We start from the raw sequence: 25,345 nt of genomic DNA, 5'->3' as shown, positions 1-25,345 counted from the left end.
CAGAAAGCCGGTCCTGAGTGACCGTGGTTGCCCCCTTGTCACCCCTCCTAATGGCCCGGCGATCAGGGCACTCCAGCGTTCACCTTCTGCCCATCCAGCGTGAACCGGTAGACGATCGACTCCCGTCGTTGGAACCCGGCGCGCTCATACAGGCGGTTTGCCGCCTCCCTAGATGGCCGCGATGTGAGGTCGACCGTGCGGACGCCTGACTTTCTCGCCAGCGCGAGGGCTTCGTCAGTTAGTGCCGCCGCGATGCCTTGTCCACGAGCAGCCTTGTCCACTACAACGTCCTCGACACGCGCACGAAGCCCGGAAGGCAGGGGAAAGATCACCAGCGTCAAGGTGCCTACGATCCGCCCTTGCACGCGAGCCACCAGCACCGTGTTCGCTTCGAAGGTCAGCAGCCGGCCCACGGCCTCACGATCAAGTGCTTTCGCAGTTGTCGACAACTGCGGCAACAGTTGGCCGAGCGCGGCCACGACATCGTTACTCGCCTCGCGCACGATCTCAATCTCGACGCTCATGAACTCGACCTTATCGATCGACCCGCGACCCGTCTTACTCGTCGTGACCGCGACGCGCGCCGCCTCTGATCATCCCGTGGCCCTGGTCTGCTCGGCTTGTCCCGGGTCGATGGTTGGCGGGATGATCAGGATTCCACCTCAGCCACATGCGGCCCTGGGACCCCCGCGCGGCGATCATCCCGGAGCCGGCGTGTCCCCTCCGGAGGCTGGGGTTTCGTTGAATCGCATCAGTGTCCATCTCGGGGGTGGCCACTGTGTGGGGTCCTGGTCGGTGACCCATTCTGTTATCGAGGCGGGGGACACCTCCAGGTCGAAGGGTCGATAGACCGGTAGTAGTCCGAGCGCGTTGAAGGAGATCTCGACCGTCTCGGCATGGCCGACGAGGATGATGGTTTCGCCGCGGTGGCGGTGGGCGAGGTCGGTGATGGTGCGGCTGGTGCGTGTCACCATCTCGGCCCAGGTCTCGTTGCCTTGCTGGAAGGGTCGGTAGATGCCGCCGCCTTCGATGTCGAGGCGCTGAGAGAATTCCGCGTGGGTGAGTCCGTCTGCCTCGGGCGGCGTGTGCCATGTGCAGAGCCCGCAGTCTTGCGAGGAGGGTAGGCCGCTGGCCGTTGAGATCACCGCAGCTGTTTCCACGGCCCGTGGCAGAGGCGAGGAGTAGATCGTCGTCTTGTCGCTTCCGATTTCAGCGGTGATCTGCTGGCCGAGTAGCGCGGCCTGTCCGCGTCCGATGTCGGTGAGGCCGCGGCATCCTTTCGGTCCGCCTATCACGCCTTCTCTCTTGTGGAGGGAGTCCCCGTGGCGCACGAAGAAGAGCCGAGTTCGCATGTGGCGGATCATGCCAGAGGTCGTCAGCCAACGCCTGCGATCATGACGAACTGGACGGCGACGGAGCATGGATTCTGGCGGCGGCGCGGCGCTGAAGTCGGCGAGGGCACTGAGTACGGCGGCGCGCCGCGCCGCCGCTTGATACCTACAAGAACAATTCAGCAAGTACTACAGGCCGCTGAGTGCTGCACGGAGAGCGGCGGCCTGCTCGACCCGGGCGGCGTATGGGATTTCGCTCTTGGTTGTGATGTCCGGCTGTTTGAAGGCGTCGCCGATTGAACGTGGGATCACATGTACGTGGAGATGGTGAAGCACTTGGTCCGGGATGGTGTTGTTCTGCTGAATCGTGCTACCGGACGCACCGAACGCCTTGGGCGCTGCTGCTGATACGCGGGCGACGACATCGAAAAGTTCAGTGATGAGGTTGCGGTCGGCGCTATACAGGTCGGTCACGTGCTCTCTTGGGAGAACGAGGCAGTGCCCCATATTCTTGGCTCGTTGCCAGGGCACCGGGATGACGAACACGTTTTCCGTGCGGTATGCGACAAGGTCACGGTCTACAGCACCTGCGCCGATGAGGCAGAAGGGGCACTCGCTCATATGGCCGATTCTGGAGCCCCAATCCGCTGAAGAACAACGGAATTGAGCACCCCATAAAACAATGCAGCAGTGCATGGTCTCGGTTCGGCTCGCGCCGATCGCTTCCCCGTTGACCGTCGCGCCGGCCCCCTCGGCCGCGGAGTACACAGGTTGAATGCCTAGTGTCTTCAAGTCGTGACGGATAGCGCTCGGTGCGATACGACCGTGGTATGCGGTACGGGCAAAGGGGCGGGTACACGCCCGCAGAGCAGGAGCGGCGCGAGCGTCTACGGCTGCAGGCGGCCGAGTGGTTCGAGGCCGGAGAATCGATCAAGACGGTCGCCGCACGGTTACGGGTCCACGAGCGGTCGGTGACCCGCTGGCGCAAGTCCTGGCGCGAGGGCGGGACGCATGCACTGCTGTCCAAGGGGCCGGTGTCGAAGGAGAAGCTGTCGGCCCAGCAGTGGGAGCGGCTGGAGTCCGAGCTGCGGCGCGGCCCGCTGGCCTGGGGATACGACGAGAACCAGTGCTGGACCCTGGCACGGGTCAAGACGCTGATCGGCCGGCTGTTCCACATCGGCTACACCATCGAGGGCGTGGGCAAGCTGCTGCATCGCCACGGCTGGTCGGTCCAGGTCCCGGCGCGGCGGGCCTTGGAGCGGGATGAAGAGGCCATCGCCGCCTGGAAAGAGCAGGTGTGGCCGGTGGTAAAAGCACCGCGGCGGACCTGGGCGCCTACGTGTGTTTCGAGGACGAGGCCGGACAAGGGCTGAGGCCACCGAAAGGACGCACCTGGGCGCCGGTCGGGGACAGGCCGGTGGTGACAGTACGCGGCAAGGGCTCCGGCAGAGTCAACATGGCCGGTGTTGTGGCCTACCGGGACGGTGAGCGGCCGCACCTGTTCTACCGGCTGCATATCTACCGCGGCCGCAAGGGCGCGCCCAAGTCGTTCTCCTGGATGGACTACCGGGACCTGATCGTGGCCGTCCACCAGCACCTGGACGCGCCACTGGTCTGGTGCTGGGACAACCTGAACGTGCACCTGGCCGGCCAGCTCGTCGAGTTCGCCGCTCAGCACGCCGATTGGCTGCGCATCGTCCAGTTACCGGCTTACGCGCCCGAGTTGAACCCCGTCGAGGGCGTCTGGTCTCTACTTCGCCGGGCACTGGCCAACTTCGCCGTCGCCGACCTGCCTGGACTCGTTCGGATCGTCAAACGCAAGCTGAAGAAGATCCAGTACCGGCCTCATCTGCTCGCCGGCTGCCTGGCCCAGACAGGGCTCTCCATCGACGCCCCGGCAAACCTATGACCAACTCTACGAATTCAACCTGTGTAGCAGAGACCCATGAACGGCAGGTCGATCACCCCCAAGACCGCCCGGTCGCGGTCGAACAGCCCGAGCGAGGTCCCGCAAAGCGGGATGCCGTGGGTGAAGTTGGCGGTCCCATCGAGCGGGTCGAGTGACCACATCAACCCGTCTCCCGTACGGCTGATCCCTTCCTCTTCCCTCAGGAATCCGATCTTCGGGGTCTCTCGCGAGAGGAATTCGCGAACGGCATGCTCGACGGCAAGGTCAACCTCGGTCACCATGTCCCGGTCACCCTTGGCGGTGACCACGCCAGGTGCCCTCGTATGAATGATCTCGCTGGCTATGGAGACGGCACGCTCTGTGATCGGGAGGAGGGTCCGGCCATCGATGGTCATACGTGCTTGCTCCGCTCCCACATCTCGGTGAAGACCTGGTCGAAGACGGGGAACAAGCCTTCGGCGGCGGTGTTGTCTCTGATCACAAGCGTGGGGGAGTCGACTCCCCGGGCCTGCGGGAGGTAGGGCTGCACGACGCAGAGCGCTCGGTCCACGATCAGGATGTTGAACCGGATCGTCTCGTCGTAGACGTGGAGTTCGAGGCGCTGGGCTGATGCAGGATCGAGCCGGTCGCGCAGTCTGGTCAGCACGCTGATGTTGAGCGCGGTAAGAGTCGTCAGCGTGTTCTCTATATGGCCCTCTTCTGCTTCGCGGGCACGGATCGCTTGGCCGTTGGGATCGAGGAAGAGGCAGCGGATTCGCGTGCCCGACTCGAGTAGACGCCTGAGCTGGTGATCGGGGTAGTTCTGGCAGAGCATGTTGAGTGACAGGCCCGCGGCATTGATCTCCTTGGCCCTGTCGAGTAGGGCCGATGCGGGATAGGTGGAGGAGAAGGCGGAGCGGCTGCTGAAGACGGCGGTCACATCCGCCATGTGCGGCAGGGCGCCGATCTCGGTCGTGGGGCCGGCGCCTCTGGCTGGCGCTGGCTGGGTTCTTAACTCGTGCTCGACGGAATTCGCGGTGGAGAACAGCGGCCATCCGCCCTGTAGCGAAGGGTCCACCTTCTTGGCCGCCTTGTCGTACTCCTTACAGAACGTGCTGTATGTCTGCCAGTGGCGTTGCGTGAGGAGCTTCTTCAACAGGATCTGCTGGTCAGTCATGATCCGTGCCTCGGGCTGGGGGCCATAGGGGGGCGACTGCGAAGCGGGGGCGCTCGGGCTGGTCGGCTAATGGCCTGTAAGGGCCCGCAAGATCAACTGATCTGGCACGAATCTGGCACGCGAGCGAAATCCGGCCCCCATAAGATCAAAGCCCAGGCACCGAATCCACCGGTCTACCTGGGCTTTCACAGTGAGAGCGGGTGACGGGAATCGAACCCGCGCTGTCAGCTTGGGAACCGGCTACTGATCTTGCCGCGCCGAGCTGGGAAAACATGGGTCCAGGTCAGGGCATGTCGAGTGACCGCGAGTCCCCGTGGGTGAGCGCGGTTCCCCGCCTGTTCTGGCACGGATCTGGCACGTAATCAAGACACCTGCCTCTTCTGTGTACTGATCATGCTAGGCGTGGTCGGCGGTATGCACCTCCGCTTGCGGCGCATCCAAGCTGGGGGCAGAGTTTATGGGTCTACGATCATCTAGTGGGCGCAATCCGAAAAGAACAGATGCATAGATTCGCGGCAATAGTCTTGGCCGCAACGCTTGTGCCAGGCTGCTCGATGCACAGTGTTGCTGATACGAGCGCGCCAGCTAAACTTTCCGGCTCACGAGCAACAAGCCCGAGGTCATCCTTAACTGATCTGACCGAAGTGGTGAAGCAACAGATAATTCTGCACCACGTCGGCGAGAAGGATGGCGAATGGCGGACGTCAGTGAAAGTAGGAAACAACTACCAGGTGGCCGTCGACTGCGTCGGAGCGGTCGGGCGGCTAGAGCTCTCGATCGGCTCTTCATCATTCCCCCGACAGTGCTCGACCGGTTTCAACGTGGTGAAGGTCAGCGGTTATCCCAGGCATAAAGCAAAGTCCCGCCAGTTGGTGGTGAAGGCGCCGCCGGGAGCCAGGTGGGCTCTGCTGATCGCTGAGCGGTCATGAGATGCCCCGGCTCACTCGTCGGCGGCAAGGCATCGCAGTCCGCTGGGCTGGGGCTGAGGAACGAAGTCCCAGACCTTCGATCGCCCTCAACCCCGTATGGCGACAAGCCACAGCGCGATCGTCTACCTATGTTGGTACGACGGCCACCCATAGCTCGGCGACGACGGCAGGAACCCTAGACCCACGGGGACAAATGTGCAGCCCCGACTGGAGGAACGACCTTGGCCCCGTGGCCTTGGTCTGCTTGGCTTTGCCCGGGGCGACGGCGGGCGGGATGATCAGGCTTCCACGTCAACCACCTACGAACCCTGGCCTTGAACCTTGGCGATCACCCTGGAGCCGGAGTAACCCCGCCGGAGGCTGGTCTTGGGGCCGGAAGGAAAGATAAGCGATAATCGCTGCGTGTCTCCTCCCCGTGTGCTTGCTGGCTTCGCCTTTCTACAGATCCTGGTCGTGGGTGCGACCTTCGAACTGCTCGCTCTCGCCCGAGCACACGGCGAAAGTCCGTACGAGGTTGGCCCACACAAGACCGGCGCCTATGTCACCCTGGCATTGAGCTTCATCATCACGGGGATTCTCGCTGCCTGGTTGATCAGGCGGAGTAGGCAGAGCAGAGACGATCAAGATCGTTAGCCTAGCCGCCACGGCCGTCTGCCCCAGCCAGCCGAGGCCTGGATATCGTCCCGGAGCCGGAGGGCACGCCGGAGTCGTGGAAGGACCCCTATGCGAGTGACGAGCTCCTTTGCTGACTGGATCTGGCGATTGGATAAGTTCTTAGGCGGCGGAGAACCTCCAGGCCCTGGACCGCGATTCTCAGCGGCCCACCCTGTGCGGCTCGGGCTCATCATGTGGCCAATATGGACCTGTGTTCTTGCGGCTATCGTCCTGATCAGCGCCGCGGCGGGAGCTGGCCATGCGCTGATCTTTAGGTCGTGGTTGGTTTGCCTGTTGGGCGGAGCAGGCTTGGGAACGCTCTTCATGGGGGTGGGCTTCTTGGAGCGGTGGCGACAGAAGCACTACGGGTATTATCCGCACATGGTTCAGGGTCAGTCTGGCGATCGCGCGTAGCGGCCCGCGCGCGTCGCGCGCGAGAACTGCCCCTAGGCCGCACGCGCAGCGTGCGGGCATGCGCGCGCCGCCCTTGATACCTACAAGAGCTATTCGGCAGTGTGCTGGCTATGTCTCGATCATTCCCGCCCTGAAGGAACACCTGCGGCTCTACGTGTAGGAGCGCTGGTCTTCACTGGGATCAAGGGCAGTCCTATGCGCCGGAGCGGGTGCAACAAGCTCTCCGGCTGGATGGAGGCCGTACGGGCGATCGGCGTGCCGGGCCTGCACTTCCACGATCTTCGTCATGCGGGAACATGATCGCGGCGGATTCGGGCGCTGGCCTCAAGGACCTCATGGTACGCATGGGGCACGACAACGTCCGCGCCGCGATGATCTATCAGCACGCCGTCCGGGGAGCCGACAAGCTGATCATCGACGCCATCGACAAGCACCTGATCGGGCACGAACGGGCACGCGACGATGACGGGGACGACCCGCCTGGCCTGCTGATTCCCGCCGGGTGACCATAAGCCCTAATGGCACGCTAATGGCACGCAGAGATCATCAGCCCTAGGAACCACGAAGCCCAGGTACCGAATCCATCGGTCTACCTGGGCTTTCACACTGAGAGCGGGTGACGGGAATCGAACCCGCGCTGTCAGCTTGGGAACTGCACGGATCGCAGCACGTGTGCGCTCTGAGCTGGGCGGAAACCCGGTCGTGAGTGACCGTGGTTGACCCCTCGTCACCCTGTCTGATTGCACGCTAATTGCACGGCGATCAGCCTGCGGCCTGGTGTTTCTCGCGCGACGCGCGCACTCTGCGCCCTGATCATCCCGTCTGCCGTCGACCCGTCCGAAGGGGAAGCGGGCCAGGGCCACGGGTCAAGGGTGGAGCGCCCGACTGGACGAACGACCCTTGACCCGTGGCCCTGGTCTGCTCGGCTTGCCCCGGGTCGATGGCAGACGGGATGATCAGCTTCCACCTCGGCCATCTACGGCCCCGTTACTCAGCACGGCGATCATCCCGGAGCCGGAGCGCCCCCGCCGGAGGCTGCTGTTGTTTCCGGAGTTCGGTCAGCGCCATGGCAATGGCACCGAGCATGAAGCCTACGCCGACCAGCGCAATTGGGGTTCCTGCCTCGTGGGCAGATTGGCCCCACAAGCCAACGAATCCGCCAAACAGGAGGATGAGGGTGCCTAATACGAGGAAGATGGTCCGTCCGATCATGGGGTGATCGTAGAGCAAGCGCCCGCGCGGTTCCCCGCGCGAGAACGGCCCCCAGGCCGCATGCGCAGCGCGGGGAGGACCGCGCGGGCGCGGCGGCGCGCCGCGCCGCCGCCTTGATCCTCAAAAGAACAATTCGGCAGTGCGCACGGTGCTACTGCGTGTGCGTGGTGAGGTTGACGAGATCGGCGATGAGGTGTGGGTTGGCGGCGATGGTGGCCTGTGCGGCTATGGTGTGCGGGCTGCCGTCGAGGTCAACGACGGTGGCTCCGGCTTCGCGGGCGATGGTGACGCCTGCGGCGGTGTCCCATGGCTGGTTGCTGAGCATGATGTTGGCGTCGATGCGGCCATCGGCGACCCATGCGAGATCGACAGCGGCGGACCCGAACATCCGGACCCGTTGAACGCGGGCGGCGAGTTCTTGGGTGAGTGCGAGGCGAGGCCGGTTGCGTTCGGAAGCATCGGATCCGACGGCGTAGTCGCCCATGGCCACGATCGCGGCCCTGAGGTCGCGTGTCTCGCTCACCTGGATGGGCCGGTCATTGGCAGTGGCGCCGGCGCCTTCGGCTGCGCCGTACCGGAGATCGAGGAATGGGAAGTCGATGACGCCCAGTCGGGCAGTTTCGGCGTCGACCAGGCCGAGTGAGACGCCGCAGAGGGGGATGCCGTGCAGGAAGTTGGCGGTGCCGTCCAGGGGGTCGAGTGCCCACATCAGGCCGTCTCCGGGGCTGCTGACGCCTTCCTCTTCGCCGAGAAAGCCGATCTCGGGTGTTTCTCGGCTGAGGAAGTCACGTACGGCGTGCTCGACGGCGTAGTCAACCTCAGTGGCCATGTCCCGGTCACCCTTGGTGGTGATGATGCCAGGGGCCTTGGTGCGGATGATGTCGGCGGCGAGGTTGGCGGCGTGGTGGGCGATGGGAAGTAGGGTCCGGGTGTCCAGGGTCATACAGATTTGCTCCGCTCCCACAACGAGGTGAACACCTGGTCGAAGACAGGGAAGAGGCCGTCTGCGGCGGTGTTGTCGTTGATCACGAGGGTAGGTGAGTCAACGCCTCGGGCTTGCGGGAGGTAGGGCTGCACGATGCAGCGCGCGTTGTCCACGATCAGGATGTTGAAGCGGATGGTCTCGTCGTAGGTGCGTAGTTCGAGCCGCTCGGCGGCTTCGGGGTCGAGCCGGTCGCGCAGCCGGGTCATGACGCCGATGTTGAGTGCGGTCAGGGTGGTCAGGGTGCCGGGTACGTGCTCCTCCTCAATCTCGCGTGCCTGGATGGCCAGTCCTTTGGGATCGAGGAAGAGGCATTTGATGTGGGTGCCGGACTCCAAGAGGCGCTTGAGCTGGTGGTCGGGGTAGCTTTGGCAGATCGCGTTCAGCGATAGGCCGGCGGCCTTGATGTCGGTGGCGCGGTCGAACAGCGCAGGCGCGGGATAAGCGGAAGAGAATGCGGCCCGGCTGCTGAATACGGCGGTCACGTCGGCCATCCCGGGCATGGCGATGCTCGCCGGATCTGATTCTCGTCGGGGAGGCGGAACGTCGGTGCCGTTGTTGGTCGAGAACAACTCCTTGGCGGTCTTGCCGGGGAACATGGCCTCCAGTACGCGGCAGTGGTCGGAGTACGGCAAGCCTTTGATCTCGCCACTGAGCCAGCGGTGGAGCTGGGCACGGCTGGGAGCGCCGCCCTGCAAGGCGGGGTCCACCTTCTTGGCGGCCTTGTCGTACTCCTTGCGGAAGGTGCCGTAGGTCTGCCAGTGGCGTTCCTGTAGGAGCGCCTTCAACAGGATCTGCTCCGCCATGATCCGCTCCTTGGGGCTGAGGCCGCTGTGACCCAGGGTAACTGCGGCAACGCTTGGAGAGGAGACAAAGACGAGACATTCCGAGACGGCATGATCACAGAGGGGACTGGCGCGGGGTCGAGACGTGACAGGGCCTCGGGCAATCCTCGGTGCATGACTGCTGCGCTGTGCGATTCCTGCTCTGGCCGGGGCTGGAAGTACGTGAGCCTACGTCGCCATGTGGTGGCGGCTCAGGATGCCGACAACGAAGCGTCCGACAGTCGGCACCGCGCCGACTGCTGGCGCTGTGCGGGTACCGGGCGGGTGACGTCGTGATCGTGATCTCCGGATGTCTAAGCCCGCACGTGCCGCTGGCGCAGCCTGATCACATGCGGCTCGTGTGGCGTCCGCCATGCATGAACGAGCCGCCGCCTAGGGTGGTCGCCTGGACCTGTCATTGCCGCGCCACGGTGTATGAGCTGTGCCACAGCGGCGGCGTGGCCTTCATTCGCCGGACGCTTCAGCGGGAGAACGATCCGGAGGTCTGTGAGACCTACCGGTGGCCAGTCGGGGAAGCCGAGAACGTGTGGCGCGCGCTTCTCGGTGGGCATGCCCGATAGCCGGGCGTGGAGGTGGACTCCGGGTGTCCCACCGTTCCGCGTCGGGGGTTGGCGGGGGTTGGCTGTGGTCGCGCAGGCGGTCAGCCCTCGCCAGCTCGGACAAACCTCCCAACCTTGGGGGAGACATGACGAGAATCGGCAGCTAGACTTAACGACAAGTCGAGTTGTTGGGCGGTCGTCATGTCATCCGAAGAGTTCGCGCCTCCTAAGTACGCTCAGATCGTGCAGGCGCTCCGCCAGAGAATCGCGGACGGCACCTATCCTCCGGGCTCGATGCTCCCATCAGAATCACAGCTCATCCGTGAGTTCCATGTGAGTCGCCCGACTGTGGTCCGCGCACTTCAGGTCCTCCAGCTCCGGGGGGTCATCGAACGCGAGCACGGCAAGGGCTCCTTCGTCAAAGCCGCCCCGGCCGCCAACGAGGAAGAGAGCACCCATCCAGCACGAGCCGTACTCGATCGCGCCGAGACCGACGAGAACGCCATGCTCGTGGACGTGGGCATGTACCCCGCTCCGGCGAACGTGGCCAAGCTCCTGGACGTGCCCGAAGGGACGTTGATGGTGCGGCGGCGAGTGCTCTTCCGGGACGCCGAGCGGCCGATTGATCTTGCTACGACTTGGTATTCGGCCAACCGGGTGGAAGGGACGAGCCTGGCCGGCTCCGGCCTGCTCGACGCGGGCATTCGGAAACATTTGTGGGACACCAAAGAGATCAAGCTCAAGCATGTGGTGGAGCGGCTGAGTGCACGTCAGCCCTCAGCCGAAGAGGCCAAACTGTTGGAGGTGCGCAAGTCCGCGCCCGTGCTCGGCGTGCTTGCGAGCGTCTTCAACGGCGGCGGAACCCCCGTGATCCTTGTTGATCTGGTACTTCCCGGCGATCTTCACGAGTTGGAGGACTCGTACGCGCTGTGATCATTAGCGTGCCGTGAGGGGGTCATCCTGATCGTCGGGATGGCCCCTTCAAAACTTCTCGGAAACTCGTGTTGTCAAGTTGGAGGGAGCGGGGTACTTTTAAATCAACTCGACAAGACGAGTTAGCGACAAGACGACTTGTTAGGAGGAGCCTCATGGCTCTGCAAGGTCCCATCCCCGTCACCTTCGCCATGGTCTTCCCGCACGGCTGCTACATCGTTGGTGAGGTCGAGCCCGTCAAGGACTTCGACGCCTCGTCCAACGGCCGGTTCGTGCAGGCACGCGACAAGCAGACCGCAGAGCTGGTCTGGCAGGTCGCGGTCATGGACGGTGACCCGACCCTCAAGCCCGCCCAGAAGACGGTCGCGGTCAAGATCCTCGCCCCGGTCCAGCCGGTGCCCCCGCAGCCGATGCCGGGCCTGCCGTTCACGCCGGTCGAGTTCGACGGCATGTCCGTCACCCCGTACGTCAACGCCGCCGGCCGCCTCGCCTACTCGATCAAGGTCCACGAGATGCACGCTCCCCGCCCGACCGCCCAGACAGCCAAGGCCGGAAAGGACGCCGCCTGATGACCCGTCGCCGTACCCCCCGAACCAGCGTGATCCGGCTGACCACCGGCCGGACCGCCCGGACCCTGCTCCACCCCTACGGCCACCGTGAGCCCGTGCTGGCGCTCGACTTCGGAGCCGCCTGCGTCCTGGTCACCACGCGCGGACCCGTGACCGCGGACGACCTGACGTTCGCGCGCCAGCTTGCCCACGAGGCCGCCCGCTATGCCCGTTCGGTCGAGCGCTCCTTGCTTGCCCTGGGTGGCCGTGAGGCGGCTCCCAAGGGGAGGGCGGCAGCGTGAGCAACCTCGGCCCGTACACCTACGTCACGATGTCGATGCGGCCGGATTCTGACCCGCATCTGGGCGTCTCGTTCTACACCCCCGGCCTGCGCATCAGCGCGGGAACGCTGGCCAGCAACCCACGCCCTTACCTGGAGTTCACCTCGCACGAGGCGCACGTGCACATCTCGACCACCGGTGCCGGAGCGGTCACCGACGCCGACCTGTCCACTGCTCGCGAGATCTTCAACGCCGCCGCGCGCTACCTGTCCGAGTGCGAGCGGCTGCACGCCGAGCAACCGGCGTCCGACCAGGCCACCAACCACGCGGCGGCCTGAGCTGTGTAAGGCGGGGCCGCCAGAAGCGCCAACTTCCGGCGGCCCCTCGGTTCTCCCCTGACACCACATCACGAGAGGCATCAAGCATATGTTCCGCAAGCTCCCTGGTGACGAAGCACGCAGCCTCGTCACCACCACGCCTGACACGGCCGTTGTCTTCCGCCCGGCCGTCGTGACCACTCCGGCTATCGTCACCATCGTCATCTTCGCCTGGCGCGTCCTTGCCCGGCTGGTGCGCCTGGCCTGGCGGCATCCCATCGCCCTCACCGCAACGGCCCTACCCATCACGCTGGGCTGGCTGTACGGCTGGCGTGTGGCCGTTCTCATGGTCGCTCCACCGCTGGCGGGCCTGGCGGCCTGGGCCGTCGTCGATCGCCGTTCCTTCGCCCGCTGGGTCGGCTGGCGGCTGCTGACCTGGTGGCGGCTGATCTGGGTCTACCGCCGCCACTGGCAACCCGTCATGATCGTCTCCGGACTGGGACGGCACATCCGTGGTCGTGACTACCTGCCCCGGCTCGGCAAGGTCACCTGCACGGCGTGGGCCGATCAGGTCACCGTGCGCATGCTCAAGGGGCAGGCGGTCAAGGACTGGGCCGACCGAATCGATCACCTCGCCCAGGGGTTCGGCGCCACCTCCTGCCGCGTGGCGCTGACGCAGGCCGGCCGGATCACGCTGACCTTCCCGCGTACCGATCCCCTGGCCACGCCGATCCCGGCCCTACCCTTGCCCGACGAGCCGACCGTGGGGCCGGTCGAGGTCGGCAAGCAGGAAGACGGGCGGCCATGGCGGCTCAAGGTGCACGGTACGCATGTGCTGGTGGTCGGTGCCACTGGCGCGGGCAAGGGCTCGATCATCTGGTCCACCATTCGCGCCCTGCTTCCGGCCGTGCGGGCGGGCCTGGTCGAGTTGTGGGCGCTGGACCCCAAGCTGATGGAGCTGTCCTTCGGCGGTGCCTTGTTCGGCCCCCACTACGCCGCCACTCCCGATGGGTGCGCCGACCTGTTGGAGCAGGCCGCCAAGGTCATGCAGGAACGCGCCGCGCGCTTCGGCGGTGTCCAGCGCTCCCACACCCCCACCGTGGAGGACCCGTTCATTCTGGTCATCGTCGATGAGGTGGCGTTCCTGACCGCCTACCAGCACGACAGGCAGCTACGTCAGCGCATCTCCGCCGCGCTGGCCACCCTCACCACCCAAGGGCGGGCGGTCGGCGTCGGCGTCCTGGCGGCTCTCCAAGACCCGCGCAAGGAGGTCATGAACATCCGCAACCTGTTCCCCGACAAGATCGCCATGAGGTTGGACGAGTCGGAACAGGTAGACATGGTGCTCGGCGACGGTGCCCGTGACCGTGGCGCCCTGGCCGACCAGATCTCACCGAACCCCACCCTGGGCGCTGGCGTCGGCTACACGCGACTGGAAACCTCACCCGATCCGGTACGGGTTCGCGCTGCCTACGTCTCCGACACCGACATCCGCGCCATGGTCGCCGAGTTCGCCCCGGCGGGCGGTGAGGCCCGATGACCCTGGCCCACTTCCTGGACGGGCTGCGCTGCTGGACCTGCAAGACCCTCAACGCGCTCTGGCTCGACCCATCCCGGGCGGTGGTCGAGTGCCGCGAGTGTGGACAGTCGGCACTGACCTTTCCCGAGAGCGGCGAAGCGACCACGGGGGAGAGGCGATGACAGACCGGTCCACGCCTCGTGCCCTGCGGATGGCCCAACCACTTGCCCGTGATGTGGCTGAGGAGATCGCCAAGCTTCACGGCGTCTGCATCCGGCCCGTTGCGCTCAGGCGGATCGACATGACCACCGGCAAGTCAGAGGTCGTCGATGTCCCGTGCGGTTCGCCGCTGGAGAGCAAGTGTCCTCCGTGCGCCAAGCGGAACCGGCAACTCCGGATGGCGCAGTGCCGGGAGGGCTGGCACCTCGACGAGGAGCCGATCATCACGCCCAACGAGCCGACCGACGGGCAGCGCTGGCTCGTCGAGTTCCGGGCCGACATGCAGGCGAAGCGGGACAAGGAAGGAAAGGCCGGCGGCGACACCGCCGACTTGGACGCCGTTCTCACCGGACTCGACATCGAGATCAACGAGGCCGGGATGCGCGGGAACGTGCTGGGCCGTACGGGCGCCAAGCGAGTCCGCTCAACCAAGCGTCGCCAAGATGCCCCGGACCTGCCCAAGCGGAAGATGGCCAGCACGACTCTGGGGCGGACCTTCGAGGCGGCTGATGGCAAGACTTACCGGCCGTCTCTGTTCGTCACGCTCACCCTGCCGAGCTACGGCAAGGTCATGAACGGCGCTCCCATCGATCCGGACTCGTACGACTACGTGCGGGCTGCTCGTGACGCGCTGCACTTCTCCAAGCTCGTGGACAGGTTCGTGCAGAACCTTCGCCGGGTCGCTGGCTATGACGTGCAGTACTTCGCCACGGTGGAGCCTCAGAAGCGGCTCGCGCCGCACCTGCACATGGCCATCCGCGGCACTCTGCCGCGCGCCGAGATGAAGCAGATAGCGGCGGCCACCTATCACCAGGTCTGGTGGCCGCAGGCCGACGAGGCGTGTTTCGAGGGCGAGCACCTGCCCGTCTGGAACGACGGCATCGGCTACGTGGACCCCGACACAGGGGAGGTGCTCCCCACCTGGGACGAGGCCCTCGACCAGCTTGGCGACGAGCCCATGCACGTGATCCGCTTCGGCGATCAGGTGGACGTCAAGGGCGTGCTCGCCGGGTCACCGGACGCTGATCAGTGCATCCGATACCTGTCCAAGTATCTGACGAAGAGCCTCGGCGAGACGTTGGACGGTCAGGCGCAGCGGGAGCACGCGGCTCGCTTCGTCGATGCCCTGCGTTACGAGCCCTGCTCGCCGACCTGCCCGAACTGGCTGCGGTACGGCGTGCAGCCCAAGAATGCCAAGTCGGGGATGGTCCCCGGTCGGTGCAAGTCCAAGGCACACAAGCCTGAACACCTCGGCTACGCCGGTCGCCGGGTCCTCGTCTCCCGCAAGTGGAGCAACAAGACGCTCGCCGAGCACAAGCAGGACCGCCGTACCTGGGTCCTGGAAGCGCTCGGTCAGGCCGACGAGCCCACTGACCCGCACCGCTACGTCTGGCAGCCCGTCAAACCAGGCGATCCCGATCTGGCGCCGATCGGCGTTCGGCTCCTTCGATCCATCGCCGAACGGCAGCGATGGCGCGCCCACCTGAGACAGCTCGAAGAACAAAGCCTTTCGGCAAATCCACAGGCAGCTTGAGAGGGGGAGATCTTGGACCAACTGTTCACCGTCCCGGAAGCGGCCGAGCTGCTGCACACCTCGGTCCGCTTCGTCCGCAGGCTGATCGCCGAACGCCGGATCGAGTTCGTCAAGGTCGGGCGACACGTCCGCATCCGTGAGTCCGCACTGATCGCCTTCGTCGTCGCGGGCACCGTCGCACCGCTCACAAGCCATGACGTCACGGGGAGGGCTGCCTGATGGCCAAGGGCAACAGGCCGAATCACCGCCGTTTCGGCAACATCCGTCAGCTTCCCTCCGGCCGGTATCAAGCCTCCTACCTCGGTCCGGATGGGCGGCGCCACAACGCTCCCGAGACCTACGAGCGGAAAGGCGACGCCGAACGCGCGCTCTCCCTCATCGAGGCCGAGATCGTCAGGGGAGACTGGATCGACCCCGAGCGAGGCAAGATCAAGCTCAAGGACTACGCCGAGACGTGGATCAAGGAACGTCCGGGCCTGCGTCCGCGAACCGCCGATCTCTACACCTGGACGCTGAACAAGCACATCACGCCTTACCTCGGCAGTGTCCAGCTCGGGAAGCTCTCTACCGCCATGGTCCGGAGATGGCGGGCCGACCTGCTCGGCAAGGGCGTGTCACCGACCATGCTGGCAAAGGCGTACCGGCTGCTACGGGCCGTGCTCATGACGGCTGCGGAAGACGATGGGATCATCCCTCGCAACCCGTGCCGGATCCGTGGGGCAGACGCCGAGCACGCTGAGGAACGTCCAGTGCTGACCGTGCCTCAGGTCTTCGAGCTGGCTGACCGCCTCGGCCGTCGTCCTTTCGGCAACGTGCGCAAGGTCAAGGACGGGGTCTACCGGCTCCGGTTCCAGCGTCATGGGGAGATGCGGACGCATCCCGAGATCTTTCTGACGAGGGCGGAAGCCGAGCGGGCGCTGTGGGAGATGGCCCGTGACGGCAGGGCGGACTCCGATCAAGATCGCCGGTTCCGTGCCATGGTCCTCCTGGCCACCTTCGCGAGTCTCCGATGGGGTGAGGTCAGCGCGCTGCGTCGGATGGACGTGGATCTCGTCGCCAAGACGGTACGCGTACGCGTCGCCTTCGTGGAGCGCTCAACGGGTGGCCTGCTCCTCGGGCCTCCCAAGTCCAAGGCGGGCCGGCGGACCGTGGGCATCCCCGAGAGCATCGTCCCCATCCTCAAGGAGCACTTGGCCACCTACGTCCAGGACGAGCCGGGCGCGCTGATGTTCCCGGCCGCAAAGGGCGGGCCGATGCGGCGTAGCGGCTTCAACACCCGTACGCGCTGGGTGGAGGTGGTCAAGGACATGGGTCTGCCCGGCCTGCACTTCCATGATCTGCGTCACACGGGGAACATGCTGGCCGCGATGTCGGGGGCCGGGCTCAAGGATCTGATGGCCCGGATGGGGCACGACAACGTCAGGGCGGCCATGATCTACCAGCACGCGGTCAGGGGCGCCGACCAGGTGATCACGAATGCCATCGATCAGCAGCTCAAGCAGCACGACGAGGGCCACGATGGCGGCTCGGCGGGTGCGCTGGCTCCCGTGGGCTAATTGCACGCTAATTGCACGGAAGATCGACAAGAGCCCCAGAAACGATCAAAGCCAGGTCGGGAATCCATCCCTGACCTGGCTTTTCAGTCTGAGAGCGGGTGACGGGAATCGAACCCGCGCTGTCAGCTTGGGAAGCTGATGTTCTGCCATTGAACTACACCCGCGTACGACCCCAACTCCGAAGTCGCGCCCCCTACTGTAGCGGAAACTTGGCGTGCAACAGCAATCCCGACCCCGCACAGTTTCCGGTCGGACGGTAAGTTGCTCACCGTGCTGCTATCCGACCGTGACATCCTTGCCGAGATCGACGCCGGGCGGCTTGCCCTCGATCCCTTCGACGAGGACATGATCCAGCCCTCCAGCATCGACGTACGGCTTGACCGGTTCTTCAGGGTGTTCGAGAACCATCGCTACCCCCACATCGACCCGTCCGTGGAGCAGCCGGACCTGACGCGGATGGTCGAGCCCGACGGCGATGAGCCGTTCATCCTGCATCCGGGGGAGTTCGTGCTGGCCTCCACGTACGAGGTCATCACGCTGCCGGACCACCTCGCCTCGCGGCTGGAGGGGAAGAGTTCGCTCGGGCGGCTGGGGTTGCTGACGCATTCGACGGCGGGGTTCATCGATCCCGGGTTCAGCGGGCACGTCACGTTGGAGCTGTCGAATGTGGCCACGTTGCCGATCAAGCTCTGGCCGGGGATGAAGATCGGACAGCTGTGCGTGTTCCGGCTCAGCTCGCCCGCCGAGCATCCGTACGGCTCCGCCAAGTACGGGTCGCGCTACCAAGGGCAGCGTGGGCCCACGCCGTCGCGGTCGTTCAGGGACTTTCACCGCACCAAGGTCTGATAGGGGCTCCCCCCGTTAAGACAAAAAAAGATCTCAAAGTACTCTCTGTCCCGGTGTCGTAGAACATACGTGGGGTAGCCAGAAGGAGAAGGGGACATGAAGTTCGCATTTCGCCTGGTAGCCCGTACCCTCTACACGGACCATCCCCGCACATCTGGAGAACGACGTGCGCCTGCGTCTCACGCCACGTGAGGACAGCTACTACGACCTGTTCGCCGACTCCGCGAACAATCTGGTCACCGCATCCCGCCTGCTAGTGGAGATCATCAGCGACGGATCGGACAGGGAGGCCCTGGCCGAGAAGATGCGTGCTTGCGAGCACGCCGGTGATGAACGCACCCATGCGATCATGAACCGGCTCAACGAGAGCTTCATCACGCCGTTCGACCGCGAGGACATCTACCGCCTCGCGTCCAACCTCGACGACGTGATGGACGCCATGGAGGCAGCCTCCGACCTCATCGTCCTGTATCAGATCGACCATCTGCCGAAAGACGTGGTCAGGCAGGTCGAGGTGCTCGAGCGGGCCGCCGAGCTGACGGCCGAGGCCATGCCGCGGCTGCGGTCCATGAAGAACCTCAACGAGTACTGGATCGAGGTCAACCGCCTCGAGAACCAGGGCGACCAGGTCTACCGCAGGTTGCTGGCCAAGCTGTTCAGCGGCGAGTACGACGCGCTCACCGTCATGAAGATGAAGGAGGTCGTCGACGCCCTCGAAGAGGCGGCCGACGCCTTCGAGCACGTGGCCAACACCGTCGAGTCGATCGCGGTCAAGGAAAGCTAAGCCCTGTGGACCTCACGCTCGCCCTCGTCATCGGCGTGGTCGTCATCTCCCTGGCCTTCGACTACACCAACGGGTTCCACGACGCGGCGAACGCCATCGCAACCTCCGTCTCGACCAGGGCCCTGACCCCCAGAGCCGCGCTCTTCATGGCCGCGGCGATGAACTTCATCGGCGCCCACCTGGGCACCCAGGTCGCCTCGACGGTCGGCAAGGGGATCATCGATGCTCCGGACGGCCCTCACGGGCTGGTCATCGTGGCCTCGGCGCTCATCGGAGCGATCGCCTGGAACCTGATCACCTGGTACTTCGGACTGCCCTCCTCCTCCAGCCACGCGCTCATCGGCGGCCTGGTGGGCTCCGCGCTGGCCTCGGCCAGTGTGGTGCACTGGAGCGGCGTCCTCGAGAAGGTCGTCATCCCGATGGTGCTGTCACCGCTGATCGGGTTCTCCCTGGCGGCCCTGATCATGATCGCGATCTACTGGATCTTCCGTAACAGCCAGCCGGGCAAGACCAACCGGGGCTTCCGCTACGCCCAGACCGTCTCGGCCGCCGCCATGGCGCTCGGGCACGGGTTGCAGGACGCGCAGAAGACCATGGGTGTCATCTTCCTGGCGCTCACCGTCGGCGGCTTCGCCGCCCCGTCCGACCCGATCCCGCAGTGGGTCATCCTCTCCGCCGCCGGGGCGATCTCCCTCGGCACGTACGCGGGTGGCTGGCGCATCATGCGTACGCTGGGGCGGCGCATCATCGCGCTGGACCCGCCCCAGGGCTTCGCCGCGGAGTCGGCGGCGGCGACCGTGCTGTACGGGGCCGCCATCGGGTTCGGGGCACCGATCTCCACCACGCACACGATCACTACGGCGATCATGGGCGTGGGCGCCACCAAGCGGCTCAGCGCCGTGCGGTGGGGGGTCGCCGGGAACATCGTGACCGCGTGGATCCTGACCATTCCGGCCGCCGCCGCGGTGGCCGCCCTGTCCTACTTCATCCTGCACGGAATCGTCGAGTAAGCCCTCGGCTCACGCGGGCCCGTACATCACGTCCACGTCCCAGCGGTTGAAGCCGAGGGACTCGTACACTCTGATCGCCGCCGTGTTGGCCTCGTCCACGTACAGCATCGCCTGGGCGAGGCCGCGCGAGCGCAGGTGGCACAGCCCGGCAATGGTGAGCGCCTTGCCGAGGCCCGTGCCTTGCTGGGTGGGATCTACGCCCACCACGTACACCTCGCCCAGGGGCTCGTGGCCGTGGGACGAGGAGCCGTGGATCTTCGTCCAGTGGAAGCCGGCGAGCCGGTCGCCGCGGAAGGCCAGGAAGAAGCCCTCCGGGTCGAACCACGGCTCCTGTTCGCGCCGGAGCAGGTCGTCCATCGTCCAGGCGCCCTGTTCGGGGTGGTGGGCGAAGGCCGCGGAGTTGACCTTGAGCCAGGCCTCCTCGTCCTGGCCGGGTACGAACGTCCGCAGCCGTACCCCGTCGGGCAGCGTGAAGGCCGCGAGGGGCGCGAAGAGGGAGCGGCGCATCTGCCAGAGCGAGCGCACCCGCTCGAAGCCGAACTTGGCCGCCAGCTCCGCGGCCCCCGCGTGGTCGCCGTGCGCCCACAGGCGCGGCCGGCCGCCCGTGAGCTCCATGACGGAGCTCAGCAGGCGCGTGCCGTGTCCCTGGCGGCGGTGGCCGGGGTGGACGACGAGCTCCACGCTCGGACCCTCGACCTCGTCCGTGGGATCGACGTGGGCGTAGCCCACCAGGATGTCGCCGGCCTCCAGCAGGAGGGAGCGGGCCTGCGGATCGCCGCCGTAGCGGAGGTGGAGCATCACGTGCTCGTTGAGCGGGCGGACGCCGTCGGCCTCCGTCGCCGCCGCTACCAGGCTGAGCACCGCGGCGATCTCGGCGTCATCGAGCCGTTCCCTGACCTTCACGTGTACGCTCACACAACGAACTCTAGGCGGACGACTGGCAAATAACGCTATGTCCTGGCCTGGCAAATCGTTACCTTTGCGACATTGGCCGCATAGCTTGGGGCCGTAACGTCTTGGGGCATGACGTCTCGTTCTTTCCTCCGGCTGGCCATGGCCGGAGCCGTCGCCTCGGGTGCGGTCATGCTCGCCACCCTCCCGGCGGACGCGAGCGGCGGTGCCAAGACGGTCCCCGTGCGGCTGCTCGCGCTCAACGACTTCCACGGCAATCTCGAGCCTCCCACCGGGTCCTCCGGCCGCATGGTGGACGAGAACGGCAAGACGGTCGACGCCGGTGGCGCCGCGTACGTGGCCACGCACATGAAGGCGCTGGCCGACCAGAACACCATCGCCGTGGCCCAGGGCGACCTCATCGGGGCCACCCCGCTGATCTCGGCGGCCTACCACGACGAGCCGTCGGTCGAGTTCATGGGCAAGCTGGGGCTCAAGGTGGCCGCAGTGGGCAACCACGAGTTCGACGAGGGCTACACCGAGCTGCGGCGGATCATGAAGGGCGGCTGCCACCCGGTGGACGGCTGCTCGCCCGCCGGCCCGTGGAAGGGCGCGGCGTTCGACTACGTGGGCGCCAACGTCCTGTTCAAGAACGCCAACGAGAAGAGCGACGCGCTCGCCGCGCTCGGCGGCTCGAGCTCGCCGCAGGTCAAGCAGGTGCTGTCGGACTGGGGCGTGCCCGCGCTGCCGCCGGTCAGCATCAAGTGGATGAACGGCGTGCCGATCGGCTTCATCGGCCTGGTCACGCAGACCACGCCCAGCATCGTGACGAGCGAGGGGATCAAGGATCTCAAGTTCGTGGACGAGGTCAAGGCCGCCAACGTCGCCTCCAAGCTGCTGAAGCTCGTCGGGGTGAGGGCGCAGGTCGTGCTGGTGCACGAAGGCGACCAGGTGACGGCCGGGCAGTCGCCCGACGCGTGCAGCGCCATCCCGGGGGCGGGCAACCGCATCGCCACGCAGGTGGACCCGGAGATCGACGTCGTGCTCAGCGGGCACTCGCACCAGGCGTACCTGTGCAAGGTCAAGGACCCGGCGGGCAACGACCGCCTCTACTCGCAGGGCGGCTCGTTCGGGCGGGTCATCACGCAGGTGGACCTGAACGTGAACGTCAAGACGCGCGACATCGACCGCGCTTCGGTCGTGGCGGACAACCACGTCGTGACCCGGACGGTCACCCCGGATCCCGAAATTTCCGCGTTCGTTCAGACGTGGAAGGAGCGCGTCGCGCCCGTCGCGAACAAGCCCGTCGGCACGATCACCGCCGACATCACGAACGTGGCCGTGCCCTCCGGCGAATCCCCGCTCGGCGACCTCATCGCCGACGCCCAGCTCGCCGCCACGAAGACCGGCGGCAACGCCCAGATCGCCCTGATGAACCCGGGCGGCGTGCGCGCGTCCCTGACGTACGCGGCCTCCCCGGCGAACGAGGGCGACGGCGTCGTCACGTACGGCGAGGCGTTCACGGTGCAGCCGTTCAACAACCTCATGCAGGTCGTCACGCTGACCGGCGCCCAGCTCAAGACGGTGCTCGAGCAGCAGTTCACCGGCGGCCCCAACAACCAGGCGTTCACCAAGATCCTGCAACCCTCGGCGAACTTCACCTACACCTACAGCCGGAGCGCCGCCTGGGGCGCCAAGGTGTCCGACATGAAGATCGACGGGGTGCCGGTCACGGACACGCAGTCGATCCGGGTCGCGGCGAACAACTTCCTGGTGGGCGGGGGCGACGCGTTCCTCGGCTTCAGGGACGGGACCGACCTGTGGAGCGGGCCCCTGGACATCGACGCCTTCGTCGATCACCTCGGTAAGAACAACCCGGTGGCCCCGCCCGCCACCAACCGCATCACCGCAACCGACTGATCCCCTTTTAGCGGCCCCTACGGCCCCGCGGCCCGTCCGGCTCTGTCCGGGCGGGCCGCCTTTGTCACTTCTCGGTCTTCCAGGCCAGCCACTTGCGCGTGACCTCCGCCTCCAGGTCCACCCCGTGGTGGTGGGCCATGAGCAGCACGTGGCACAGCACGTCGGCCAGCTCCGCGCGGAAGCCGGTCTCGAGCTCCTCCGCCGTGCGCCCCTTGGTCCTGGCGCGGCCCGTGCTCATGAGGAACGCCTGCGTCAGCTCCCCGACCTCCTCCTGGAGCTTGAGCAGGAACCAGGTGTCGTCGCGCTCGATCCCGAGGCGTTCCGCGTACTGGCTGGAAATGGATTCGATCTCGGTGGCGAGCCCGCGCAGTTCCATGCAAGGGAGTGTAAAAGCGGCGGCGGTCACGGTGGGCCGTACAGCGGGAGGACGGCCACGAAGCGGGCGCCCGGTGCGTGGTCGGCGATGGTGAGGCTGCCGCCGTGGGCGGCGGCGATCTCCCTGGAGAGCGGCAGGCCCAGGCCGCTGCCCTCCTTGTCCTTGACCCGGGCGCTCTCCAGGCGGGTGAAGCGCTCGAAGACCCGCTCCCGGTCCTGCGGCGGGATGCCCTCCCCGTCGTCGGTCACCGTCACGACGACCTTGTCGCCCTCCACCGACACCTCCAGGTCGATCCTGGTGGCGGCGTGCCTGGCGGCGTTGTCGAGGAGGTTCGTGAGGAGGCGGTCGAGCTGCAGGGTCGAGCCGAAGACCGGAGCCGCGGCGCACAGGTCGGGGACGATGGGCACCGGGGAGCCTTCGCGGCGGCGCACCTGCTCCTGCGCCACGTGGGCCATGTCCACCACGCGGCGCTCCGGGACCGCGCCCGCGTCCAGCCTGGCCAGCATCAGCAGCTCCTCGATGATGCCGGTGAGGCGGTCGGCGGCGGCCAGTGCCCGCTCACCCGTGACCTTCCAGTCCGTCTCGTCCGGGTAGGCGGTCGCCACCTCCAGCTGGGCGCGCAGGGCGGAGATGGGGCTGCGCAGCTCGTGCGAGGCGTCGGCGACGAAGCGGCGCTGGGTCTCGGCGGAACGTTCCAGGCGGTCGAGGGTCTCGTTCGTGGTGGTGGCGAGGTCGGTGATCTCGTCGCCGGTTTCGGGCACGGGCACGCGCCTGCTGAGGTCCTGGCCGGTGATCTCGGCCAGCTCGGCGCGGATGCGCTCGACGGGACGCAGGACGGACCCGACGGTGACCCAGGCGATGCCCGCGACGCTCACCAGGACGAGCGGGGTGCCGGCGAACACCAGGAGATAGACCCAGATGAGGGCTCGGTCGACCTCGGCCAGGGAGGACGCCCCGTACACCGTTTCGGGGCCGTGGGGCGTCCGCACCGTGAGGGCCATGATCAGGTAGTGCGCCTCGGGCTCGTCCGGGCTGCGGTAGACGGTGCGCTCGGTGGTGTAGAGGGTCTCGGCCTTGGGGGGACGGAGGTCCGTCACCTGCAGGCCGGTGGGGACGCCGTGGCTGCTCGCGACCATCCTCCCGTCCGCCGCGACCACCTGGAGCAGGTGGACCCGCATCGGGGGGTCGAGCACCGGGGACAGCTCTCCCGTACGTGCCTCGCTCGCCGCGCGCCGCACGGCCACCTCGACCCTGGCCTGGACGACACCGCGCAGGTTGTCCGGCACGGTGGTGAGCGTGACGGCGGACGTGGCGGTGAAGACCAGCGCCGCTATCAAGGTCGCGACCGCGGTCAGGCGCGCCCGGATCGAGCGCGGAAAGAGCCGTCTCACCATCCCATCCCATCCCCCCTCTGTGTCACTGTGTGTGACATTTACCCTTCGGACGGCGATCGCAATATGACCTCTGGTGAGCGCCCCGGGCTTTCGCTCCTGGCGATTCCGCTGATGGCGTGAGGCCTACCGGCCTGGAGGCGGGCGGGCCAAGGTGGACGGCATGAGGCTTTTGGTGCTGGGCGGCACGGAGTTCGTGGGGCGGGCGGTCGTCGAGGAGGCGCAGGCGCTGGGTTGGGAGGTGACGACGTTCAACCGCGGCAGCCACGAGCCGGCGGCGGGTGTGACGGCCTTGCGCGGCGACCGGACGGCGCCCGGCGGGCTGGCCGCGCTGGAGGGCGGGGAGTGGGACGTGGTGGTCGACACCTGGTCGTGGGCGCCGTCCGCGGTCAGGGACGCCGCGGCGCTGCTGGCCGGCAGGGCAGGCCACTACGTCTACGTCTCCAGCCGCTCGGTCTACGCGCAGCCGGTGCCGTACGGCGCCGACGAGAGCGCGCCCGTCGTGGCGGCTTCGGCCGATGACGGGGACGGCGACTACCCCAGCAACAAGGCGGGGGCCGAGCTGGGCGCGGTCGCGGCCTTCGGTGACCGGGCGCTGCTGGCCCGCGTGGGCACGATCCTCGGCCCGTACGAGAACATCGGGCGCCTGCCGTGGTGGCTGGGCCGGATCGCCCGCGGCGGCCCGGTGCTCGCCCCGGGGCGGAGAGACCTCGGCCTGCAGTACATCGACGCCCGTGACCTGGCCATCTGGTGCCTGGAGGCGGGCCGGCGCGGCCTCGGTGGGGCGTACAACGTGGTGAGCCCGATGGGGTTCGTGACGACGGAGGAGCTGCTGGAGACCTGCGTGAAGGTGACGGGATCCGACGCCGAGCTGCGATGGGTCGAGGCCGAGCGGATCCTGGCGGCGGGGGTGGAGCCGTGGAGGGACCTGCCGATCTGGCTGACCGGCGAGGACTACGACTTCATCCACGGCGGCGACGTGTCCAAGGCGCTGGCGGCGGGCCTGCGGTGCCGGCCGCTGGAGGAGACGGTGCAGGACACGTGGACGTGGCTGCGGGGCATCGGCGGCCAGGCCCCCCAACGCCCCGACCGACCCACCCTCGGCCTGGACCCGGAGGTGGAGGCGAGGCTGTTGCGGCAGGCGTAGGCCAACCGGCAGCGGCGGCTGTTGCGGCGGGCGTAGGCCAACCGGCAGCGGCGGCTGTTGCGGCGGGCGTAGGTCAACCGGCGGCGGCGGGCGTGGTCAACC

General features: G+C 66.6%; 28 protein-coding genes and 1 tRNA gene. 17 read left to right on the top strand and 12 right to left on the bottom strand.

Going from position 1 to position 25,345, the window contains the following annotated elements; all coding sequences use genetic code 11:
* Positions 1-62 precede the first annotated feature (62 nt).
* From AB0H84_RS01405 to AB0H84_RS01395, 3 genes are all read right to left on the bottom strand, one after another.
* On the bottom strand, positions 63-524 hold the full coding sequence (locus AB0H84_RS01405) for a GNAT family N-acetyltransferase (protein ID WP_357596388.1): 462 nt from the start codon (positions 522-524) through the stop codon (positions 63-65).
* A 174-nt stretch (positions 525-698) separates the two neighbouring features.
* Positions 699-1,352 (bottom strand): histidine phosphatase family protein, encoded by a 654-nt coding sequence (locus AB0H84_RS01400; protein WP_357596385.1) that lies wholly within the window; start codon positions 1,350-1,352, stop codon positions 699-701.
* A gap of 168 nt (positions 1,353-1,520) precedes the next feature.
* Positions 1,521-2,123 carry an HIT family protein gene (locus AB0H84_RS01395; RefSeq protein WP_357596382.1) on the bottom strand — a complete coding sequence of 201 codons (603 nt, stop codon included), beginning with the start codon at positions 2,121-2,123 and terminating at the stop codon, positions 1,521-1,523.
* 38 nt (positions 2,124-2,161) lie between these two features.
* Here AB0H84_RS01395 and AB0H84_RS01390 point away from each other — a divergent pair, with 38 nt between their 5' ends.
* Positions 2,162-2,704, top strand: a complete 543-nt coding sequence (locus tag AB0H84_RS01390; RefSeq protein ID WP_357596379.1) for a winged helix-turn-helix domain-containing protein — start codon at positions 2,162-2,164, stop codon at positions 2,702-2,704.
* Complete coding sequence (locus AB0H84_RS01385) at positions 2,629-3,240, top strand: transposase (RefSeq protein WP_357596376.1); 612 nt, start codon at positions 2,629-2,631, stop codon at positions 3,238-3,240. Before AB0H84_RS01390 ends, AB0H84_RS01385 begins: the two co-directional genes overlap by 76 nt.
* A gap of 14 nt (positions 3,241-3,254) precedes the next feature.
* Here the strand turns inward: AB0H84_RS01385 and AB0H84_RS01380 are convergent, their stop codons facing one another.
* Entirely contained in the window at positions 3,255-3,635 is a 381-nt protein-coding gene (locus AB0H84_RS01380) for an inositol monophosphatase family protein (RefSeq protein ID WP_357596374.1), read from the bottom strand.
* Positions 3,632-4,396 (bottom strand): DUF5919 domain-containing protein, encoded by a 765-nt coding sequence (locus AB0H84_RS01375; protein ID WP_357596371.1) that lies wholly within the window; start codon positions 4,394-4,396, stop codon positions 3,632-3,634. Before AB0H84_RS01375 ends, AB0H84_RS01380 begins: the two co-directional genes overlap by 4 nt.
* Positions 4,397-6,689: 2,293 nt before the next feature.
* Here AB0H84_RS01375 and AB0H84_RS01370 point away from each other — a divergent pair.
* On the top strand, positions 6,690-6,899 hold the full coding sequence (locus tag AB0H84_RS01370) for a hypothetical protein (protein WP_357596369.1): 210 nt from the start codon (positions 6,690-6,692) through the stop codon (positions 6,897-6,899).
* A gap of 481 nt (positions 6,900-7,380) precedes the next feature.
* Here AB0H84_RS01370 and AB0H84_RS01365 read toward each other — a convergent pair whose 3' ends face one another.
* From AB0H84_RS01365 to AB0H84_RS01355, 3 genes are all read right to left on the bottom strand, one after another.
* Positions 7,381-7,605, bottom strand: a complete 225-nt coding sequence (locus tag AB0H84_RS01365; RefSeq protein WP_357596366.1) for a hypothetical protein — start codon at positions 7,603-7,605, stop codon at positions 7,381-7,383.
* 151 nt (positions 7,606-7,756) lie between these two features.
* On the bottom strand, positions 7,757-8,548 hold the full coding sequence (locus tag AB0H84_RS01360; RefSeq protein WP_357596364.1) for an inositol monophosphatase: 792 nt from the start codon (positions 8,546-8,548) through the stop codon (positions 7,757-7,759).
* The gene (locus AB0H84_RS01355) at positions 8,545-9,393 is read right to left on the bottom strand and encodes a DUF5919 domain-containing protein (protein ID WP_357596361.1); all 849 of its coding nucleotides are present in this window, start codon (positions 9,391-9,393) and stop codon (positions 8,545-8,547) included. Before AB0H84_RS01355 ends, AB0H84_RS01360 begins: the two co-directional genes overlap by 4 nt.
* Positions 9,394-10,172: 779 nt before the next feature.
* Here AB0H84_RS01355 and AB0H84_RS01350 point away from each other — a divergent pair.
* From AB0H84_RS01350 to AB0H84_RS01310, 9 genes are all read left to right on the top strand, one after another.
* Complete coding sequence (locus AB0H84_RS01350) at positions 10,173-10,904, top strand: GntR family transcriptional regulator (protein WP_357596358.1); 732 nt, start codon at positions 10,173-10,175, stop codon at positions 10,902-10,904.
* Positions 10,905-11,059: 155 nt separating this feature from the next.
* Entirely contained in the window at positions 11,060-11,473 is a 414-nt protein-coding gene (locus tag AB0H84_RS01345; RefSeq protein ID WP_357596356.1) for a plasmid replication, integration and excision activator, read from the top strand.
* A complete protein-coding gene (locus tag AB0H84_RS01340) occupies positions 11,473-11,754 on the top strand; it encodes a hypothetical protein (RefSeq protein ID WP_357596353.1) in 282 nt (93 codons plus the stop codon). The genes AB0H84_RS01345 and AB0H84_RS01340 overlap by 1 nt, the downstream gene beginning before the upstream one ends.
* Positions 11,751-12,071, top strand: coding sequence for a hypothetical protein (locus AB0H84_RS01335; RefSeq protein ID WP_357596351.1), 321 nt, complete (start codon positions 11,751-11,753; stop codon positions 12,069-12,071). Before AB0H84_RS01340 ends, AB0H84_RS01335 begins: the two co-directional genes overlap by 4 nt.
* Positions 12,072-12,159: 88 nt before the next feature.
* Positions 12,160-13,590 (top strand): FtsK/SpoIIIE domain-containing protein, encoded by a 1,431-nt coding sequence (locus AB0H84_RS01330; RefSeq protein WP_357596348.1) that lies wholly within the window; start codon positions 12,160-12,162, stop codon positions 13,588-13,590.
* Complete coding sequence (locus AB0H84_RS01325) at positions 13,587-13,751, top strand: hypothetical protein (RefSeq protein ID WP_357596345.1); 165 nt, start codon at positions 13,587-13,589, stop codon at positions 13,749-13,751. Before AB0H84_RS01330 ends, AB0H84_RS01325 begins: the two co-directional genes overlap by 4 nt.
* Positions 13,748-15,322 carry a replication initiator gene (locus AB0H84_RS01320; protein ID WP_357596343.1) on the top strand — a complete coding sequence of 525 codons (1,575 nt, stop codon included), beginning with the start codon at positions 13,748-13,750 and terminating at the stop codon, positions 15,320-15,322. The genes AB0H84_RS01325 and AB0H84_RS01320 overlap by 4 nt, the downstream gene beginning before the upstream one ends.
* A 12-nt stretch (positions 15,323-15,334) precedes the next feature.
* On the top strand, positions 15,335-15,541 hold the full coding sequence (locus tag AB0H84_RS01315) for a helix-turn-helix domain-containing protein (protein WP_357596340.1): 207 nt from the start codon (positions 15,335-15,337) through the stop codon (positions 15,539-15,541).
* Entirely contained in the window at positions 15,541-16,878 is a 1,338-nt protein-coding gene (locus AB0H84_RS01310; RefSeq protein ID WP_357596337.1) for a site-specific integrase, read from the top strand. Before AB0H84_RS01315 ends, AB0H84_RS01310 begins: the two co-directional genes overlap by 1 nt.
* Positions 16,879-16,971: 93 nt before the next feature.
* Here the strand turns inward: AB0H84_RS01310 and AB0H84_RS01305 are convergent.
* Positions 16,972-17,042: transfer RNA gene (locus AB0H84_RS01305), tRNA-Gly, on the bottom strand.
* A 106-nt stretch (positions 17,043-17,148) separates the two neighbouring features.
* Here AB0H84_RS01305 and dcd point away from each other — a divergent pair.
* From dcd to AB0H84_RS01290, 3 genes are all read left to right on the top strand, one after another.
* On the top strand, positions 17,149-17,724 hold the full coding sequence (gene dcd, locus AB0H84_RS01300; RefSeq protein WP_357596334.1) for a dCTP deaminase: 576 nt from the start codon (positions 17,149-17,151) through the stop codon (positions 17,722-17,724).
* A gap of 166 nt (positions 17,725-17,890) precedes the next feature.
* Positions 17,891-18,508: a DUF47 family protein gene (locus AB0H84_RS01295; protein ID WP_106243913.1), complete on the top strand. Its 618-nt coding sequence runs from the start codon at positions 17,891-17,893 to the stop codon at positions 18,506-18,508.
* Between the two features lie 5 nt (positions 18,509-18,513).
* Positions 18,514-19,518, top strand: a complete 1,005-nt coding sequence (locus AB0H84_RS01290; RefSeq protein ID WP_357596331.1) for an inorganic phosphate transporter — start codon at positions 18,514-18,516, stop codon at positions 19,516-19,518.
* 9 nt (positions 19,519-19,527) lie between these two features.
* Here the strand turns inward: AB0H84_RS01290 and mshD are convergent, their stop codons facing one another.
* Positions 19,528-20,433, bottom strand: coding sequence for a mycothiol synthase (mshD, locus tag AB0H84_RS01285; RefSeq protein WP_357596328.1), 906 nt, complete (start codon positions 20,431-20,433; stop codon positions 19,528-19,530).
* A 108-nt stretch (positions 20,434-20,541) separates the two neighbouring features.
* On the opposite strand from mshD, the gene AB0H84_RS01280 reads away from it, so the two are divergent.
* A complete protein-coding gene (locus AB0H84_RS01280) occupies positions 20,542-22,329 on the top strand; it encodes a bifunctional metallophosphatase/5'-nucleotidase (protein WP_357596324.1) in 1,788 nt (595 codons plus the stop codon).
* A gap of 64 nt (positions 22,330-22,393) precedes the next feature.
* On the opposite strand, the gene AB0H84_RS01275 is transcribed toward AB0H84_RS01280, so the two are convergent.
* A complete protein-coding gene (locus tag AB0H84_RS01275) occupies positions 22,394-22,705 on the bottom strand; it encodes a pyrophosphatase (RefSeq protein WP_357596321.1) in 312 nt (103 codons plus the stop codon).
* Between the two features lie 26 nt (positions 22,706-22,731).
* On the bottom strand, positions 22,732-24,099 hold the full coding sequence (locus AB0H84_RS01270) for an ATP-binding protein (protein WP_357596318.1): 1,368 nt from the start codon (positions 24,097-24,099) through the stop codon (positions 22,732-22,734).
* 160 nt (positions 24,100-24,259) lie between these two features.
* Between AB0H84_RS01270 and AB0H84_RS01265 the strand changes: the two genes are divergently transcribed.
* A complete protein-coding gene (locus AB0H84_RS01265; RefSeq protein WP_357596315.1) occupies positions 24,260-25,243 on the top strand; it encodes an NAD-dependent epimerase/dehydratase family protein in 984 nt (327 codons plus the stop codon).
* The last annotated feature ends 102 nt before the right edge of the window (positions 25,244-25,345 follow it).

The sequence above is a fragment of the Nonomuraea sp. NPDC050786 genome, from assembly GCF_040654115.1.
In the GTDB taxonomy this organism is placed as follows: domain Bacteria; phylum Actinomycetota; class Actinomycetes; order Streptosporangiales; family Streptosporangiaceae; genus Nonomuraea.
The sequence above is the reverse complement of the archived record's forward strand: the minus strand, read 5'-3'. Positions and strand labels throughout refer to the sequence as shown.